The organism is Kitasatospora sp. NPDC058444 (assembly GCF_042721415.1).
Lineage (GTDB): Bacteria > Actinomycetota > Actinomycetes > Streptomycetales > Streptomycetaceae > Kitasatospora.
The window spans coordinates 1-17,314 of the sequence record NZ_JBHXLL010000070.1; the positions used below are offsets into that span (position 1 = coordinate 1).

The 17,314-nt window shown below is 71.9% G+C and carries 14 protein-coding genes and 2 pseudogenes; 4 read left to right on the forward strand and 12 right to left on the reverse strand.

What is annotated here, in order from left to right; translation table 11 throughout:
- Positions 1-560: 560 nt before the first annotated feature.
- Positions 561-752: a methyltransferase domain-containing protein gene (locus tag ACFWP2_RS38040; protein ID WP_380460420.1), complete on the forward strand. Its 192-nt coding sequence runs from the start codon at positions 561-563 to the stop codon at positions 750-752.
- The gene (locus tag ACFWP2_RS38045) at positions 749-1,138 is read left to right on the forward strand and encodes a methyltransferase domain-containing protein (protein ID WP_380460422.1); all 390 of its coding nucleotides are present in this window, start codon (positions 749-751) and stop codon (positions 1,136-1,138) included. The genes ACFWP2_RS38040 and ACFWP2_RS38045 overlap by 4 nt, the downstream gene beginning before the upstream one ends.
- Here ACFWP2_RS38045 and ACFWP2_RS38050 read toward each other — a convergent pair.
- The 7 genes from ACFWP2_RS38050 to ACFWP2_RS38080 form a co-directional block, all read right to left on the reverse strand.
- Positions 1,110-2,102: an IS481 family transposase gene (locus ACFWP2_RS38050; RefSeq protein WP_380460424.1), complete on the reverse strand. Its 993-nt coding sequence runs from the start codon at positions 2,100-2,102 to the stop codon at positions 1,110-1,112. The two genes, ACFWP2_RS38045 and ACFWP2_RS38050, sit on opposite strands and share 29 nt — an antisense overlap.
- A 58-nt stretch (positions 2,103-2,160) precedes the next feature.
- Positions 2,161-2,649, reverse strand: a complete 489-nt coding sequence (locus ACFWP2_RS38055) for a universal stress protein (protein ID WP_380460426.1) — start codon at positions 2,647-2,649, stop codon at positions 2,161-2,163.
- Positions 2,650-2,686: 37 nt separating this feature from the next.
- Entirely contained in the window at positions 2,687-3,937 is a 1,251-nt protein-coding gene (locus tag ACFWP2_RS38060; protein ID WP_380460455.1) for an SLC13 family permease, read from the reverse strand.
- Positions 3,938-4,120: 183 nt separating this feature from the next.
- Positions 4,121-5,554 carry a GH1 family beta-glucosidase gene (locus tag ACFWP2_RS38065; RefSeq protein ID WP_380460428.1) on the reverse strand — a complete coding sequence of 478 codons (1,434 nt, stop codon included), beginning with the start codon at positions 5,552-5,554 and terminating at the stop codon, positions 4,121-4,123.
- A 51-nt stretch (positions 5,555-5,605) separates the two neighbouring features.
- Positions 5,606-6,478, reverse strand: a complete 873-nt coding sequence (locus tag ACFWP2_RS38070) for a carbohydrate ABC transporter permease (RefSeq protein ID WP_380460430.1) — start codon at positions 6,476-6,478, stop codon at positions 5,606-5,608.
- Between the two features lie 3 nt (positions 6,479-6,481).
- Entirely contained in the window at positions 6,482-7,516 is a 1,035-nt protein-coding gene (locus ACFWP2_RS38075) for a carbohydrate ABC transporter permease (protein WP_380460432.1), read from the reverse strand.
- Between the two features lie 70 nt (positions 7,517-7,586).
- Positions 7,587-8,918 carry an ABC transporter substrate-binding protein gene (locus tag ACFWP2_RS38080; protein ID WP_380460434.1) on the reverse strand — a complete coding sequence of 444 codons (1,332 nt, stop codon included), beginning with the start codon at positions 8,916-8,918 and terminating at the stop codon, positions 7,587-7,589.
- Positions 8,919-9,209: 291 nt separating this feature from the next.
- Between ACFWP2_RS38080 and ACFWP2_RS38085 the strand changes: the two genes are divergently transcribed.
- Positions 9,210-10,229, forward strand: coding sequence for a LacI family DNA-binding transcriptional regulator (locus ACFWP2_RS38085; protein WP_380460437.1), 1,020 nt, complete (start codon positions 9,210-9,212; stop codon positions 10,227-10,229).
- A 61-nt stretch (positions 10,230-10,290) separates the two neighbouring features.
- Here the strand turns inward: ACFWP2_RS38085 and ACFWP2_RS38090 are convergent, their stop codons facing one another.
- The 5 genes and pseudogenes from ACFWP2_RS38090 to ACFWP2_RS38110 form a co-directional block, all read right to left on the reverse strand.
- Positions 10,291-12,102, reverse strand: a complete 1,812-nt coding sequence (locus tag ACFWP2_RS38090) for a glycoside hydrolase family 6 protein (protein WP_380460439.1) — start codon at positions 12,100-12,102, stop codon at positions 10,291-10,293.
- 49 nt (positions 12,103-12,151) lie between these two features.
- Positions 12,152-12,391 (reverse strand): annotated as a pseudogene (locus tag ACFWP2_RS38095) (cellulose-binding protein); the annotation flags it as partial.
- A gap of 45 nt (positions 12,392-12,436) precedes the next feature.
- A pseudogene (locus ACFWP2_RS38100) lies at positions 12,437-12,826 on the reverse strand (cellulose binding domain-containing protein); the annotation flags it as partial.
- 330 nt (positions 12,827-13,156) lie between these two features.
- A complete protein-coding gene (locus ACFWP2_RS38105) occupies positions 13,157-14,146 on the reverse strand; it encodes an aldo/keto reductase (RefSeq protein WP_380460441.1) in 990 nt (329 codons plus the stop codon).
- Positions 14,147-14,416: 270 nt separating this feature from the next.
- Positions 14,417-15,934 (reverse strand): glycosyltransferase family 2 protein, encoded by a 1,518-nt coding sequence (locus tag ACFWP2_RS38110; RefSeq protein WP_380460443.1) that lies wholly within the window; start codon positions 15,932-15,934, stop codon positions 14,417-14,419.
- A 343-nt stretch (positions 15,935-16,277) separates the two neighbouring features.
- Here ACFWP2_RS38110 and ACFWP2_RS38115 point away from each other — a divergent pair, with 343 nt between their 5' ends.
- Entirely contained in the window at positions 16,278-16,868 is a 591-nt protein-coding gene (locus ACFWP2_RS38115) for an RICIN domain-containing protein (RefSeq protein ID WP_380460445.1), read from the forward strand.
- The last annotated feature ends 446 nt before the right edge of the window (positions 16,869-17,314 follow it).

Below are 17,314 nucleotides of genomic sequence, written 5' to 3' on the forward strand. Positions count from 1 at the left end.
GCCGAGTTCCTGGGCGCGGCCTACGACTCGAGCACCCTGGCCTACCGGGTCTCGTTCGGGAACCACGGCGACACCCCCATCACCGGCACCTGGTAGCAACACGGGCCCGAGGCCGAGGAAGGGCCCCCCTTCTCGGCCTCGGGCCGCTTTCACCGCGGCGCCAAACGCTTCGGAAACGGCGGCTGACCATCCTCCTTCGAGGTGTGGGCCGCCTTGCTGTTCTCGTTCGTGGCCGCGACCGCCTGCTGCCCCGTCCGGCCGGCCCTGGGACGGGTCCCACGCGTCCGGGAAGCTTGGCGCGGCCGCGGATGAACCCCGGCCCGGGGAGAACAAGTCGGCCCGCGGCGGCGAGTCCCTCGATCTCGCGGACGAGCCGGGTCATGGCCAGTTCCAGCGGGCCGAGCGCCGCTGCCAGGCCGCTTTGACGATGACGCTGACGGGACGACGGGGTCACGCCATGCGGGAGTCGCGAGGAGGGCCTGGTACTGGCGTTCGTCCAGGCGTTCGGGGACCGCTGTGACCAGTGCCTGCTTGTCGGCGAAGTGAGGGTGAGGACGCGTGTGCTCTCGTCCGTCTCGCCGGGAGAGTCCGTCCTCCGCATCGGCTGCGGCCGGGGTGCGGCGCTTATCCCCACTGCACGAGCGGTCGGACCCGCCGGTTCCGTGACCGGCCTCGACCTGGCTGCCGCCATGCTCGAGGCCACCAATGACGACGCGCATGGGGCGGGCCACACCACGTCAGGGCGGTCGTGATGGACGGTCAGCAACCGTCCTTCCCCAGTAGAAGCTTCGACGTGATCACGGGGAGCATGAGCGTCCACATGCTGCCCGACCCCGCCTCCGACTTCCGCGCTTACCATCGGCTGCTCCACCCGACGGGCGCCTGGGGCTGGCGGTGCCCACGAGCGTCCCGGAGCCCGAGCCGAAGATCTTCGGCCTGTGTGCCATCTGTCGGCGTACGCACGGCCGGCTGTGCTCAGGCGGGTACACGTGAAGGTGCCCGGGTGGCCGGAGGCAGGCGGCGGCAGAGCCAACTAATTGGGGTGAGCTTCCCCCGCCCGGTGGGCATGATCGGACGGTTGTTCCGTCTGTGCATCTGCCGGAGCTCGGTTACACCTGGGTCTCGGTCTTCTGCTTGAGGCGTTCGTAGGGTGTCTGGCCGCCGAGAGCGCCGTGTGGGCGGTGGAAGTTGTAGTAGTCCTCCCATTCTCGGAGTTTGTCGTTGAGGACGCCGGTGTCGTCGGTGACGACACCGGCGAGCATGCGGTAGAACTCCTCGGCGTCGATGCGGTGTGAGCGTTCGACCTTGCCGTTGAGGTGCGGGGAGGCCGGCTTGATGTACGTGTGGGCGATGCCCTTGTCGAGCACGTGCCAGTGGAAGGCGGACCGGAACTCCGTGCCGTTGTCCGTCTGGATGACCTCGACGCGGAACGGCAGCCGCTCCAGGACGTAGTCCGGGAACTGGACGGCTGTCTTCTGGTCGCACCGCGGGTAGATCCGCAGGACACGCAGCCGGGTGCAGTCGTCGATGGCGGTGAACTGGTAGTACTTGGCCCGACGTCGGGTCTTGGGGGCCTTGCCGGTGACCGGGACCGGGTCCTGGGGCGCGGTTGGGGCCGGGACGCCGATCGGTTCGATGAACTTGACGTCGATCTGGACGCGGTTGCCGGGCAGCTGCTTCTCGTAGCGGGTGTGGCGCTTGTCGTGCCGCTGGTAGCGCTGGGACGAGGGCAGCCGGTTCAGGCCCAGCCGTTTGAGGATGCGGTAGACGGCGGAGCAGGCGATGTCGATGTCGTGATACCGCTTGAGGTACATCTGGATCTTCATCGGGCCGAAGTGGTAGTTCTGCCGCAGGTAGACGATCTTGTTCACGATGTCGGCATCGGTGGCGTTCGGGCTGTGGTGCGGCGCGCTGGAGCGGTCGCGCAGGCCCTCGATTCCCTCCTCCCGGTAGCGCCGCTGCCACCTGTAGAAGCAGTTGCGGCTGATCCCGTAGTACCGGCAGGTCTGCGAGACGTTCCCGCTGACCTCCTCGGCGTGTCTCAGGAGCGCCAGGCGCCGCTGGGCCTGGCGGTCCTGCTGCTGTAGCTGCGAAGGGGGCATGACAGGACTCCGTCGTAGTCGGAGATCCATGTGTCACCAACGTCCGGCAGTTTTATACCTAGGGCCGGTCGGGCGGGGGAGGGAGCGTGGCGGTGTCCGGTGCGGGTTCCGGCCAGACCAGCAGCAAGGGACAGGGCGCGTGGTCGACGACGAAGCGGCTCGCGGGGCCGAGGCTGTGCGGACCGAGCCGGGTGCGGTCGCCGTCGCGCGCGAGGACGAGCAGCTCGGCGCCCTCGGCCGCGGCGACGACCTCGCGCTCCACGCGTCCGGTGCGCTCCACGCGGGCGCAGGGCCGGCCGAGGCGGTCGGCCGCGGAGTCCAGGAGGTGCCGGGCGGAGGCCGCCGCCAGGGTCTCCACCCGGGTGCCGGGGTCCCGCTCGCGATGGCCGCGGCCGAGCAGCCCGGCGAACGCGCCGTGCGCGACGCCCGGCACCTCCTGGCCGCTGACGTGGAGCAGGACGACCTCCGCGCCCTGCGGCGCGTGCGCGCGGGCGGCGTCCACGCAGGCGGGCCAGGTGCCTTCGGTGATCCAGACGACGACGGTCACGGTGCTCCTCGTGCTCGGAAGACCCCCGGAAGGGTCTTCAGAAGACCTGCAGGGATCCCCACAGTGCCACCACGGCCGCGACCAGGGCGGCGGGCACCACGAGCAGCCCGAGCCGGGTGAACTCTCCCAGGCCGATGTCGGTGTCGTGCTCGCGGACGATGCGCCGCCACAGCAGGGTGGCCAGGGAACCGGCGTACGTGAGGTTGGGGCCGATGTTCACCCCGAGCAGCACGGCCAGGACCGCCCCGGAGCCGGACGGGACGGCCAACGGCAGCAGCACGAGGGTGGCGGGCAGGTTGTTGATGACGTTGGCCAGCACCGCGGCCAGTGCCGCCGTGCCGAGCAGGGCCGGCAGCGACTCACCGTGCGGGACGAGGTGGCCCAGGGCGGAGGCCAGCCCGTTGTCGACGACGGCCCGGACCACGATGCCGAGCGCCAGCACGAAGGCCAGGAACGGCACGGCGGCCGAGCGCACGATCGCCACCGGGGTGGTGGTGCGCCGGACCAGGGCCCGGACGGCGAGCGCGAGCGCGCCGGCCAGGGCCGCCCAGGCCGGATCGACGCCGATGACCGAGGTCAGGACGAATCCGGCGAGCGTGCAGGCGACGGTGACGAGGGCGAACAGCGGCATCTCCGGGGCCGCCACCTCGCCCGCGGCCGGGGCGCCCGCGTCCAGGTCGGCGGCGAAGAACCGGCGCAGCACCACGTACTCGACGGCGATGGCCGCCAGCCACGGCAGCGCCATCAGCGCGGCGAACCGGGTGAAGCTCAGCCCGCTGGCGGCGAAGGCCAGCAGGTTGGTGAGATTGGAGACCGGCAGCAGCAGCGAGGCGGTGTTCGACAGGTGGGTGCAGGCGTAGACGTGCGGCTTGGGCCGGGCGCCGAGCCGGGCCGCGGTCACGAACACCACCGGCGTCAGCAGCACCACGGTGGCGTCCAGGCTGAGCACCGCCGTGACCACCGAGGCGACCACGAACACCTGCGCCAGCAGCCGCCGTGGGCTCCCGGCGGACGTCCGGGCCATCCACGCCCCGCAGGCGCGGAACAGCCCTTCGTCGTCGCACAGTTGCGCCAGCACCAGGACGGCGGCGAGGAAGCCGATCACCGGCCCGAGCCGCTCCGCCTCGGCCGCCGCGTGCGCGGGCGAGATCGCGCCGGTGGCGACCACCAGCCCGGCGGCGGGGACCGCGACCACGGCCTCCGGCCAGCCCCACGGCCGCACCACCGCGCAGACCAACACGAGCGCCAGCAACCCGATGGACAGTGCTTCCGCGAACGACGTACTCAGGGGTCTGCTCCTTGCAGGCGACGGTGACACCACGCGCCATCGAACCGGAAACACCAGGTCACGGAGGTTCGGCGCGGGCCAACGGTACGCGGTGCCCACCCGGTGGGCGCAAGGCACTCCGGGAAAGCGCCCGGAGGGGGGAGCGGCGGCGTGGCGGCCGCTCCCCCCTCGGCCGCCCCGGGCCTACGGCGCGGTCGGCGGGTGCAGCTCGCCGGTGCGGGCCACCCGGGCGTACCAGCCGGCGCTGGTCTTGGGGGTGCGGGCCTGGGTGGGGAGGTCGACGTGGACCAGGCCGAAGCGCTTGGCGTAGCCGTACGCCCACTCGAAGTTGTCCAGCAGGGACCAGGCGAAGTAGCCGCGCACGTCCGCGCCGTCGGCCAGCGCCCGGTGGACCGCCGCGAGGTGGGCGTGGAGGTAGGCGGCGCGCTCCGGGTCGTCGAAGGCGCCGTCGGCGTCGGGCTCGTCCACGTACGCCGCGCCGTTCTCGGTGACCATCAGCGGCAGGTCCGGGCGGCGTCGGGCGAGGTCGGTCAGCAGCTGGTGCAGGCCGGAGGGGTCGACGGCCCAGCCCATCGCGGTCCGCTCGCCCGGCGCCTGGTGGAAGCCGACCCGGTCGGCGCCCGGCCAGGGGGACGCCGTACCGCTGCCGTGGCCGTCCTCGCGGGCGGGGGCGGTACCCTCGGCGGTCGCGGAGACGACGGTGGGCGTGTAGTAGTTGACGCCCAGCCAGTCCAGCGGCTGGTGGATCTCCTTCGGGTCGCCGTCCCGGACGAAGGACCAGTCGGTGAGGCGGGCCGTGTCGGCCAGCAGGTCCTCGGGGTAGGCGCCGTCCAGCATCGGGCCGAGGAAGATCCGGTTGCCGACGGCGTCGATCCGGCGCACGGCGTCCCGGTCGGCGGCGGACGGGGTGAGCGGCCGAAGCGCGTGCAGGTTGAGCGCGACGGACAGCCGGGCGGCCGTGGGCAGCACGCCGCGCAGCGCCGTGACGGCCAGGCCGTGGCCGAGGTTGAGGTGGTGGGCGGCCCGCAGGGCGGCCACCGGGTCGGTGCGGCCGGGGGCGTGGACGCCGGAGCCGTAGCCGAGGAAGGCGCTGCACCAGGGCTCGTTGAGGGTGGTCCAGTGGCCGACCCGGTCGCCGAGCGCCTCGCCCACCACCGCGGCGTACTCGGCGAACCGCTCGGCGGTGGTGCGCTCGGGCCATCCGCCGGCCGACTCCAGCTCCTGCGGCAGGTCCCAGTGGTACAGGGTGGCGACGGGGGTGATCCCGGCGGCGAGCAGCTCGTCGGCGAGGCGGCGGTAGAAGTCGAGGCCCAGCTGGACGCCCGGGCCGTGGCCGGTGGGCTGGACGCGCGGCCAGGAGACCGAGAAGCGGTAGGCGGTCAGCCCGAGTTGGGCCATCAGCCGGACGTCCTCGCGGAACCGGTGGTAGTGGTCGACCGCGACCTCGCCGGTGTGGCCCTGGAACACCTTGCCCGGAGTGCGGCAGAAGGTGTCCCAGATCGAGGCGGTGCGGCCGCCCTCGGCGGCGGCGCCCTCGACCTGGTAGGCGGAGGTGGCCGCGCCCCAGAGGAAGCCGGCCGGGAACCGGGGCGGCTCGGTGGTCGGGGGAAAGGGCATGGGATTCTCCCTGTGGTGGGGGTCGGTCCTCGGAGGAGGGTGCCGAGGGGCTCAGTTCTTGACGGCGCCGGCGGTGATGCCGCCCACGATGTGTTTGCCCAGCAACGCGAAGACCAGCAGCAGCGGCACCGTGGAGATGAGCGCGCCGGTCAGCACGATCGCCTGGTCGACACTGTGGTTGCCCGAGCCGAGGCCGGCGAGCGCGACCTGGAGGGTCGGGTTGCCGTCCGGGGTGAGGGCGATGAAGGGCCAGAAGAAGTCGTTCCAGGACTGGACGAAGACCAGCATGCCGAGCACGGCCATGGCGGGCCGCGCCACCGGGAACACCACGTGCCAGACGATCCGCAGACTGTGCGCGCCGTCCACCCGGGCGGCCTCGACCAGCTCCACCGGCAGGGCCTCGACCAGGTACTGCCGCATGAAGAAGACGCCGAACGCGGCGACCAGCGAGGGCAGCACCACCGACTGCAGCCGGTCCGCCCAGCCGAGGTCCGTGATGATCTGGTAGAGCGGGATGACGCTGAGCTGCGGGGGGACGGTCATGGTGGCGACGACCACGGCCAGCAGCACGTTGCGGCCCCGGAAGGGCAGCTTGGCGAAGGCGAACCCGGCCAGGGTGGCGAACAGCACGGTGGACAGCGCCACCAGACCGGCCACCACCGTGGTGTTGACCAGGGCCCGGCCCATGTCGACCTGGTTCCAGGCGAAGGCCAGGTTGTCGAACAGGTGCGGGCCCGGCAGCAGGGGCGCCGGTGGCTGGACCACCCGCTCGCCCGAGTGCGAGGCGGCGACCAGGTTCCAGTACAGCGGGAAGAGCGAGACCAGGGCGGCGAGCCCGAGCAGGACGTAGGTCAGCGGGCCGGCGTGGTGCTGGCGCCCGGCGGACGGACGCCACCGGGGACGGGTGGCGGAAGCGGTGCTCACGGTTCAGCCCCTCCTTCGGCGGACACGGGCGACGAGTGCCCGCACGGCGCCCACGGACAGCAGGAGCAGGAGCATCACCCAGGCGATCGCGGACGCCTGGCCCAGCGCCCCGGTCACCCAGCCCTTCTCGTACATGAGCAGGCTGAGCGTCTGGAACTGGTTGCCGCTGCCGCCGCTGACGCCCAGGCTGCCGCCGAACAGCATGGGCTCGCCGAAGAGTTGGGTGGCGCCGATGGTGGACACCACGATGGTGAACAGGATGGTGGGGCGGATCGAGGGGATGGTGACGCTGAGGAACTGGCGGGCCCGGGAGGCTCCGTCGAGCGCCGCCGCCTCGTACAGGTCCTGCGGGACGGCCTGCATCGCGGCGAGGTAGATCAGTGCGTTGTAGCCCGTCCAGCGCCAGGTGACGATCACCGAAATGGCGATCTGCGCGGGCCACTTGGAGGACTCCCAGTCCACCGGGTGGAAGCCCGCCCAGCCGATCGCGGTGTTGACCAGCCCGTAGTCGCTGTTGAACAGCTGGGCGAACACCAGCGTGGCGGCGGCGATCGAGGTCGCGTACGGCGCGAGCACCGCGACCCGCAGGAAGCCCCGGCCGCGCATCCGGTAGTTGAGCAGATGGGCCAGGCCGAGGGCCAGCAGGAGCTGCGGCACGGTCGAGATCACGCCGATGGTGAAGGTGTTGCCGAGGGCGTTCCAGAAGAAGTCGCTGTCCCACAGGGCGGTGTAGTTGTGCAGGCCGATCCATCGGGGCTCGCCGCCGAGCTCGGCCCGGTGCAGGGAGAGCCAGCCGGTGTAGACCAGTGGGAAGAGTCCGAAGGCGGCGAAGCAGAGGAAGAACGGCGCGACGAAGACGTACGGCGCCGCCTTCATGTCCCAGCGGTGCAGCCCGAGGCGCCGACTGCGGCCGGGTGGGCGGCTCCCGGACGGGCCGCTCCCGGACGGGTGCTTCCCTGGCGGACGCGGGGCGCTTGTACGGGCGGGGGCGGACGGGAGCGGGGTGCCGTCGGCCGCCCCCCGGACGGGGGTGGACACGGGAAGTCCTTCCGGTCGGTGGGAGAGGGCGGGCCGCCGGGTGCCCGGCGCGCCCTGGGTGGTGGCCCCGCTACTTCTGGATCTTGTCGTCGATCAGCTTCCCGACGTTGGTCCACGCCTGCGCGGGGTCGGTGCCGCGCTGCTCGATGTCGAGGATGCCGTTGTCGGTGATGAAGGTCTTCACCTGGCCGTCCCAGCGGCTGATCGGTACGGACTTGATGCCGGCCGCGGCCTCCGAGTAGATCCGGCCGACCGGGGTGTCGCCGAAGAACGGCAGGACGGCGTCCCGGACGGCGGGGGAGGAGAGGGTCTCTTTGGTGGAGGGGATGTTGCCGTTGACGGCGAAGACCTTCGCGTGCTGCGCCGGGGCGGTCAGCCAGGCCGCGAGCTCGGCGGCCTCCTGGACGTGCGGGCCGGACTTCGGGACGGCGAGGAAGGAACCGCCCCAGTTGCCCGCGACGGGGGCGGGGGCGATGTCCCACTTGCCCTGGTTCTCCGGACCGGCCTGGTCCTTGATGATCCCGGTCATCCAGCTCGGGCAGGCGACGGTGGCGAACCGGTTGTTCTTGAAGCCCGCGTTCCAGGTGCCCTTCTCGTCGAACTGCCGCAGTTTGGCGCTGAGTCCACCGGTGGCCGCGCTGGTGGCGACGGCCCAGGCCTTCCGCACCCCGGGGCTGTTCCGGTAGTCCAGCTCGCCCTTGGCGTCGGCGTACTGGACCGGCTCGCCGGAGACGACGGCGTTGAACAGCCCGCTGGCGGAGTCGTGGAAGGCGGTGCCCTCGGGCGCCTTCGCCTGGTAGCCGCGGCCGGTTTCGAGGAACTTGTCCCAGCTGCCGGCCCAGAGCGCGCCGACCTGGGCGCGGTCGGTCGGCAGCCCGGCCTTGGCGAAGAGGTCCTTGTTGTAGCAGATCGCCATCGGGCCGATGTCGGTGCCGAGGCCGATCACCCTGCCGTCCGCCGTGGTGGCCTGCTTGACCTTCCAGTCCAGGTAGGCGCCGAGATCGGCGCCACCGGTCTTGCCGAGGTCCGCCCACTTGCCGGCCAGGGCGGGCCCGGTGGCCTCCGCGATGTAGCCGACCTCGACGGCCTGGATGTCGGCGAGGCCGCTGTCCCGGGAGAGCCGGAGCTTGAGCGTGTCCCAGTACTTCTGGCCGTCGGCCACGTTGGACTCGACGATCTTGACGTTCGGGTGCAGCTTCTCGTACTCGGCGTACAGCTTGGCGCCGGTCTCGTTGTCGTACCCGAAGGATCCGAAGGTACCGATCCGCAGGGTCACGGTCCCGCTGCCGCCGTCCGCCTTCGAACCCGTGCCGCCGCTGCCGCAGCCGGCCAGCAGGGCGGTGCTCGCGGCCAGGGCGGCGAGCGCGGTGAGGCGTCGGCGTCTGGTGGTGTCGGTGGGCATTCCACTCTCCTCGTCCGGGGTGGTGTTCAGGGCTTCGCCCGCGGGTGGCGCCGTGGCGCGGGTGACGGCCCTCGGATGCATGGGAGCGCTCCCATGCCACATGCGGAAGGTTCTTCCCCGGCTGATCCGATGTCAAGAGATGTAACCGAATTTCCTTGAAGTGCCCACTGGTTGGGAAGTTGGCTCCATTTCCTGAAAGCGGACGGGACGTGGCGGCGCCGAGTCCCGGTGATCTAGGATTCGCTGCCAGGCGGCGGGAGACCGAGGACGGCGGCGGAAGGCGCGTGGGCAGTGGGCGGACGGCAGACCGGAAGGCCGACCCTGGAGGAGGTCGCGGCCCGGGCCGGGGTCGGGCGCGGCACGGTGTCCCGGGTGATCAACGGGTCCTCGCGGGTGAGCGAACAGGCGAAGGAGGCGGTGGGCCGGGCCATCGCGGAGCTGGGCTACGTGCCGAACCGGGCGGCCCGCGCGCTGGCCGGCAGCCGGACGGACGCGGTCGCGTTGGTCGTGCCCGAGACCGAGGCGCGGCTCGCGGAACCGTACTTCCTGGACATCATCCGTGGCGTGAGCGCTGAACTCGCCACAGCGGACATGCAGTTGCTGCTCACGCTGATCCGCACCGAACAGGAGCGGCAGCGCTTCGAGCAGTACCTCGCGGCGCAGCGGGTGGACGGCGTCCTGCTGGTCTCCGTCCACCGGGACGACCCGCTGCCGGACCAGGTGCGCGCACTGGGCCTGCCGGCCGTGCTCAACGGGCGCCGTTCGCCGCAGGAGCCGGTGGCGTACGTCGACTCCGACAACGTGGGAGCCGGCCGCTCGGCGGTCGCGCACCTGGCCGGGCGCGGTCGGTCCCGCATCGCCACCATCACCGGTCCGCTGGACATGGACGCCGCGCAGGGGCGGTTGGCCGGCTACCGTCAGGGGCTGGCGGCGGCCGGGCTGCCCGTGGACGAACGCCTGGTCGCCACCGGCGACTTCACGGAGGACGGCGGCCGCCGGGCGATGCGCGAGCTGCTGGCGCGGTGCTCCGACCTGGACGCGGTGTTCGCCGCCTCCGACCTGATGGCGGTCGGAGCCCTCGCCGTGCTGCGGGCCGCCGGCCTGGACGTGCCCGGTGACGTCGCGCTGGTGGGCGTCGACGACTCCCCGGTGGCCCGCCACCTCGACCCGCCGCTGACCAGCGTCCGCCAGCCGATCGAGGAGATGGGCCGCACGATGGCCGGGCTGCTGCTGCGGCAGATCGCCGGCGAGGACGTCGAGCCGTCCCACCTGGTGCTCCCGACCGAGCTCGTGGTGCGGAAGTCCTCCTGAGCACCCGCGGACCGTCCGGAACCCCGCGGGCTCCGGACGGTCGGGGTCGATCAGCGCCGTGTCACAGCGCCGGGTAGGCGTTCTTCAGCAGCTCCTGGAACTGGGCGGAGAACCAGTCCCCGGCCAGCGGCGCGTCCGGCAGCGCGCCCGACATGCTGTTGTTGTTCCTCGGGTTGCCGGTGTACGTCGGGTCGCACATCCGGTCGAAGCCCTTGCCGTCGTTGTTCGGGATCTCCTTGCTGGCCCCGTCCGACTCGCCCGGCGGCTTCATCCAGACGTACGCGTCGATGCCCGGCTCCGGGGCCGCCTGCGGGCGCTCACCGAGGCCCGCGCCCGACTGGTTGCACCAGTTGCCGGTCTGGAACCGCCGGTCGTAGCGCCCGCCGTCGACGTACGCGTCGACGCCGGTCCGCGGCCCGGGCCCGGCCGGCCGGGCGGCGCCGCCCCAGCCGTTGCGCGAGGTGTCGATCAGCATGCCGAGCCGGGGGTCGAAGCCCAGCGAGACCAGCTTGGCCCGCATCGCCTGCGCGTAGGACAGCTCGTCGACGTACCGGTTCCAGTCGACCCACTTGGACTGGCGGACGGAGGTGCCGTTGACGCTGTCGTCGACGGTGAAGTTCTTCTCCTTGAGCGCGCTGTAGTTCGCGGTGTTGACGATGAAGCCGTGCACGTCGGCGAGCGTGGCGCCCTCGCTCGTCGCGGCCTGCTTGAACAGTTCCGCGGACGCGCCGAGGTTGTCGTCCCAGCCGAGCCAGCCGTGGTGCCCGGCGTCGACGTAGTTGTACACGTTGGGCACGGCACCCAGCTTCTTGAGCGCGTAGCCGACGCCCGTGACGTAGTTGCCGTTGGCCTTCATCACGTCGCACGCGGGGGTCGCGGTGGCACGCGGCGTGGTGTTGGTGGCCAGGTTCGGCAGCGAGTCGATCTCCACCGCGGTGACGATGCGCAGCCCCGCGTACTTCGGATCGGCGAGGATCGCCGCGAGCGGGTCGATGAACTCCGTCTTGTACCTGCCGATCTCGGTCGGGCCGAGCTCGCCGTTGGAGGCGAGCGCGGAGCAGTCCCGGCCGGGCAGGTCGTAGACCACCAGCTGGACGACGAGCTCACCGCTGCCCTTCTGGCGCAGTGCCTCGTCGAGGTGGGCGCGCAGACCCATCGTGCCGTTGGCGCCGGTGACGGCGGCGATCCGGTCGAGCCAGATGCCGGTGGGCTGGTTGGCGACCTTGCCGCCGCCGGGCTCGGCGGCGGCGTGCGCGGACCACTCGGGGTTCACGTAGACCTTGGCGCCGGCGTACGGGTTGTCGACCCGGCTGCCGGGCTGGGTGGTCGGGGTGCCGGTGGGAGTGGTGGTCGGGGTGCCGGTCGGGGTGGGGGTGGGCGTCGCGGTGGGGGTCGTGGTGGCACCGTTGCACAGCACGCCGTTGAGCTTGAAGGCGGTGGGCACGGGGTTGGCGCCGCTGTACGAGGCGTTGAAGCCGAAGGAGGTGGAACCACCGGTCGCCAGGCTGCCGTTGTACGAGACGTTCCGGGCGGTGACGGCGGTACCGGACTGGCTGATGGTGGAGTTCCAGCCCTGGGCGACCTGCTGGTCGCCGGTGAAGGTCCACTCCAGGATCCAGGAGCTCAGCGGGTCACCGGTGTTGGTGACGGCGACGTTGGCGCCGAAGCCGGTGCCCCACTGGTTGGAGACCTGGTAGTCGATCCGGCAGCCGGCCGTGGCGGCGCCCGCCGAGGTGGACAGCGCGGTGGCGGTGGCGCCGGTGGCGGTGAGCACGCCGAGAGCGGCGAGCAGCGCCGTCCGGTTGCCGCGCAACCGGTCGAGGGCGGGGCCGGCGGTGCGCCTGGCACGTGTGGTGCGCGTGGTGCGGCTCATGGTGTGGTGATCCCTTCCGATGTTCGCTCGGTGTTCGCGCGGTGTCGGTTCAGCGTCCGTTCAGGGCGCGCAGGTGGTCGCGCAGCCCGACGCCGAATGCGGTGGGGGTGTCGTCGTAACCACTGATCAGGGCAGGACCGGAGGAGCAGTCCCAGGTGTTCCAGGTCCAGCCCAGGTAGGAGAGCCCGCGGTCGTCGAACCACTTCATGACGCGGTCGACGAACGCGTGCCCGCAGGTGTTCTCACCGATCTCGCCCGCCACGAGGGGGACACGGGCGGCGGCCAGTGCGCCGGCCGGGTCCGAGGGGGCGTGGCCGAGCCGGCCGCCGGCGAAGTCGAAGCCGAGGCTCCAACCACTGGCGGGCGCGCTGTTGTTGGTGACGACGACGGAAGCCTGGAAACCGCCGTCCCACTGGCTGACCGTGGAGTAGGCCACGATGCAGTCGGGGCTGCCGCGGTGCCCGGGCCCGCACCTGCCGCGGCGGACACGGCGCTCACCAGGGTGAGGGCCGCGCCGCCGAGCAGCGCCGTGAGACGTGGGGGGTGTCGCATGAGCGACTCCTTGCAGCGAGGACGCGCCACGTGCTGCGCGTCGACTGACGGAATCGCTCCCACTGGTGGGCACCGACCGTAGCGCCAACTGCCGCCAAGGAAAAGAGGAGTTGCCGGGTTTTGTCGGCGGAGGCGTTCGACTCTTCAAGCCTCTTGACCCAACCAGGGGCATCCCTCACAGTGGGAGCGCTCCCACTGGTTTGAACAGTGTCCTTCCCGGGCTGCTTGGCGGGCCCGGAGAACGACGTCACCGACCGCAACACCAACCCTGGTGCCACACCACGACGGGCCGCACCAGGGCGATCGTGCTGTACCCGCCCGGCAATCCGCCGGGCCACCGCCCCGAGCGGCGATCAGGTCCCCGGCGGTGGCGCCGGGTCTGGGCAGAGAGGGGTCGTAGTCGTCCTGGCCGGTGTCCAGGACACCCGGGGATGCGACGATGCCGCTGCCGTCGGCGGCCCGGGCGCTGGTCCGGGGGCCGCTGTGCCGTCGGAGCGGTCGGTCAGCGGTTCACCGCCCGCATGCCGTCCTCGTCGTAGCGTTCGCCCGCCGCTTCGGGCAGCTCGGCGTCGATGCGGGCCAGGTCGTCCGCGGTGAGCTCGACGTCGACGGCGCCCGCGTTCTGGTCCAGGTAGGTGCGGCGCTTGGTGCCGGGGATCGGCACGAGGTGCTCGCCGCGGGCCAGGACCCAGGCGATCGCCAGCTGGGCCGGGGTGACGTCCTTCTCCGCGGCGATCTCCTTCACCTTCTCCGCGAGTTTGAGGTTGGCCGCCAGATTGGCCCTGGTGAAGCGCGGGTTGGTGCGGCGGAAGTCGTCCTGGTCCAGCTCGTCCGGGGAGCTGAACCGGCCCGCGAGGAAGCCGCGGCCGAGCGGGGAGTACGGCACGAAGCCGATGCCGAGTTCCCGGCAGGCGGGGAGCACCTCGGCCTCCACGTCCCGGGTCCAGAGCGAGTACTCGCTCTGCACGGCGGTGACCGGGTGGACGGCGTGGGCGCGGCGGATGGTCTCCGCGCTCGCCTCGCTCAGCCCGATGTACCGGACCTTGCCCTCGGCGACCAGTTCGCCGAGGGCGCCGACGGTCTCCTCGATGGGCACGTTCGGGTCGACCCGGTGCTGGTAGTACAGGTCGATGCGGTCGGTGCCGAGCCGCGCGAGTGAACCGTGGACGGATGCGCGGACGTGCTCGGCGGAGCCGTCCTGGCGTCCCACGGTCGACATGTCGCCCGGTACGGCGCCGTCCATCCGGTAGTTGAACTTCGTGGCGATCACGTACTCGTCGCGATGTCCCCGGACGGCCTCGCCGACCAGGGACTCGTTGGTGAGCGGTCCGTAGACCTGTGCCGTGTCGAGGAAGGTGATGCCGAGGTCGAGGGCGTGCCGGATGGTCGCGGTGGCCTCGTCCTGGTCGGCCGTGCCGTAGAAGGCGGACATCCCCATGCAGCCGAGGCCGATGGCCGACACCCGGAGGTCCCGCAGACTGCGCTGTCGCACGTGAGGTTCCCTTCGTCCCGTTCCTGCTCGTCCGTGCCGTGGCCCGGCGCCGTCGTGGCGCCCCGGTCCGCGTGACCGGTCGGCCCCGTCTTCTTCTCGGAGTGGACCCTACGGTGCCGGTGCCCTCCGGAGGCGGACCGGCACGGCCGGACGCGGGCACCCGCGCGGGGTGGGCCCGTCGACGGCGCCCCCGGCCGGCCCGGTCGGCGGGCGCGGCGGGGCGGATGCGCCGACCGGGCGAGCGGGGCGTCCCCGGAACCCGTCAGGCCGTCAGGCCGTCGACGACACGCCGTCGGACGGTGCGCCGGCGACACCGGCCGGCCGGCCGTCGGCGTGCCCCTGGCCGACGTGCGGGGTCTTCTCCCAGCTGAACGGGGAGAACGCCAGCTGGTGGACGGCCCGCCAGGCCGCGATCGACCACAGCACCGAGTAGAGCGGGGCGAACACCGCGGGCCACCCGCTCAGGCCGGCCCGCCGGGCGGCCGCGAAGGTGATGCCGATCCGCGCGACGACCGACACCCCCTGGGCGACCAGCACCGGTGCCAGCAGCCCGGCACCGGGCGACGACCGGAACAGGCCCGACCCGGCGAGCACGGTGAGGGCGGCCGTCACCGGCAGGACCAGGGCGGTCACCGGGGCGCTCGCGACCACGCCGAGCAGCACGAGCAGCCCCGAGGCGCGGAATCGGCGCAGGGTCCGGAGCGGGCGGCGGGTGTGCACGATCGCCGTCATCAGGAAGCCCTTGAACCACCGGGTGCGCTGGCGGACGAACGGCCCCGGCACGTCGAGGGCCTCCTCCCAGGTCACCGTCTCGATCATCTCGGTGCGGTAGCCGAGCGCCGCGCAGCGCATGCCGAGGTCGGCGTCCTCGGTGACGTTCCAGGCGTCCCAGCCGCCGAGCGTACGGAGGGTGTCGGTGCGGAAGTGGTTGCTGGTGCCGCCGAGGGGGATCGGCATGCCGAGCCGCACCAGCCCGGGCATCGAGCACCGGAAGCGCAGGGCGTACTCCATGGCGAACTGCCGGGTCAGCCAGTTCACCTCGGCGTTGTGGAAGAGCAGTTGTGCCTGGACGCAGGCCAGCCGGTCGTCGGCCGAGGCGAACCGGGCGGCGACGCGGCGCAGTTGGAGGGGGTCCGGCCGGTCCTCGGCATCGAAGATCACCAGGAGCTCGCCGCGGGCCAGCATCAGCCCCAGGTTCACGGCCCGGGGCTTCGTCTGCGGAGGACCGGGCGGCAGGCGCACGATCCGGACGAAGGCGGGCGGATCGGCGGCGAGCACCGCCCGGATCGTGTCGGGGTCGTGCCGTTCCACCAGGACGAGCACCTCCAGCCGGTCCGGCGGGTAGTCCAGCGCGGCCAGGTGCCGGACCAGGGCGCCGATCACCCCGGCCTCCCGGTAGGCGGGCGCCACCACGGTGTAGAACGGGAGGTCCGCGTCCGCGAGCGGCGGTTCCTCCGGGGTCCCGCCGCGTTCGCCGCTCAGCAGCCCGGCCGCCGCGACCACCGCGTGCAGCAGGCTGTAGGCCGTCGCCAGCGGCGTCAGCAGCAGGAGCGCGACCATGGGCGCGACCACCACCGCCGCCAGGAAGCAGAGCGCCCCGGCCGCGAGTGCCACCAGCTGCCAGCGGGCGAATCCGGACCTCGCCGCGAACTCCGGATGCCGGCGGGCGAACCCGTTGGCCATCTCGTCGGCCACCTCCGCCGACCGCTCCTCCAGGACCCGGTCCTGCGCCTCGGCCCCACCGCGCGCCAGCGCCTCGACCACATCCACTTCGACGAACCCCGCCATGCCTCCCCCTCCTCGCCCCACCGGTGACCACCAGTTCGATGATCACCGGAAGTATCCCGTGCCCGCGGACCGGCACCGGACCGGCATCAGGGGTGGCGGACGCCGCCGGCTACGACGTTTCCTGATTCACCGTCAGGATCCGCCTGGGTCGCTCGCCTCTATTGACCCGGATCACCGGCGCCTTTCGGTCGCGCAATCATTTTCGGCCGTCATCGAATCCTCGACGGTTCGCGCCGCATTCGATTCCCCTATCCTCGTGCCCGATCGCAGCTCTGTCGGAGCCAGGCGATTCACGCACGGAATTCCCGCCCAAACCGCCCACGATGGGGGAATCCTCATGCCGATGCCCAAAGCCGCCCGCTTCCTTGCCGCCGCCGGTGTCGCGGCGCTGCTCCCGCTCTCCTTCGCGTCCGACGCGCACGCGGCCACGTACCTCCAGACCGTCGCGCTCGAGAACGTCACCACGGGGAAGTGCGCCGACCTGCCGGGCTACGGCTGGAACCCGCTCGACACCCAGGTCGGCCAGTACAACTGCGCGTACGGCGTGTACGACAACCAGATGTGGAACCTGGAGCAGACCCGTACCGTCGACGGGCGGCCGCTGTACCAGTTCGCGAACGCCAAGAGCGGCTACTGCCTCGACCTGCCCGACTACGGCGCCGCCCCGGTCGGCGCCCACGTGTCCGTGTACACGTGCAACTCCGATCCCGCGAACGACAACCAGGAGTGGTACCTCGTCGACGTGGTCGGCAACGGGGGCTACGAGATCGTCAACTACAAGAACGGACTCTGCCTGGACGTGGCCGGCTGGGCCGGCGACGGAAGTGACCGGGCCAACGACCTGCCCCTGACCGTCTACCCCTGCTACGACAGCTCGTGGCACGGCGGCGTCTACGACGGCTACGACGACCACGTCTGGCGTTTCGCCGGCTGATCCCACGCCGACCCGTCGACCCCGCACGCTCCTTGCGAAGCGTGCGGGGTCGACGCTGCGGGCCCGCGGCCGGCGTCGTGTTCCGCGCGCCTTCGGCCGGGCTCAGTCAGGCCTGAGTCGACTCGATGCCGTTGTGATGACGGACAGTCAATTCATGGCCTCGGGCATCACGCGCTCGCGCGGCGCCGTCCCGGCCGAGGGGGTGCCGGCCGACAAGTCGATCACAACTATGGACCCCACCGGAGACGGCCAAGTACGGTGGGCGCGTCGCTGGAAGCCCGCCCCGAAATGCCTTCGAGCCGACCTTTCCCGGGCTGTCCGACCGCACGCGGCAAAAGCAACGACAACTGACCGACGCCCAAAAGGCGTTCGCACCGAAAACCCGACAGACGTGGCTCGGTGCAGTGGCACGTTCATGAGGGGGATCGACAGTGACGTCGACGAGC

What these genes read in the sequence shown, in the direction of transcription:
- ACFWP2_RS38050 (WP_380460424.1), bottom strand. Translation starts at nt 2,102, where the DNA reads ATGCCCCCTTCGCAGCTACAGCAGCAGGACCGCCAGGCCCAGCGGCGC.
- ACFWP2_RS38065 (WP_380460428.1), bottom strand. Translation starts at nt 5,554, where the DNA reads ATGCCCTTTCCCCCGACCACCGAGCCGCCCCGGTTCCCGGCCGGCTTC.
- ACFWP2_RS38080 (WP_380460434.1), bottom strand. Translation starts at nt 8,918, where the DNA reads ATGCCCACCGACACCACCAGACGCCGACGCCTCACCGCGCTCGCCGCC.
- ACFWP2_RS38090 (WP_380460439.1), bottom strand. Translation starts at nt 12,102, where the DNA reads ATGAGCCGCACCACGCGCACCACACGTGCCAGGCGCACCGCCGGCCCC.
- ACFWP2_RS38110 (WP_380460443.1), bottom strand. Translation starts at nt 15,934, where the DNA reads ATGGCGGGGTTCGTCGAAGTGGATGTGGTCGAGGCGCTGGCGCGCGGT.
- ACFWP2_RS38115 (WP_380460445.1), top strand. Translation starts at nt 16,278, where the DNA reads ATGCCCAAAGCCGCCCGCTTCCTTGCCGCCGCCGGTGTCGCGGCGCTG.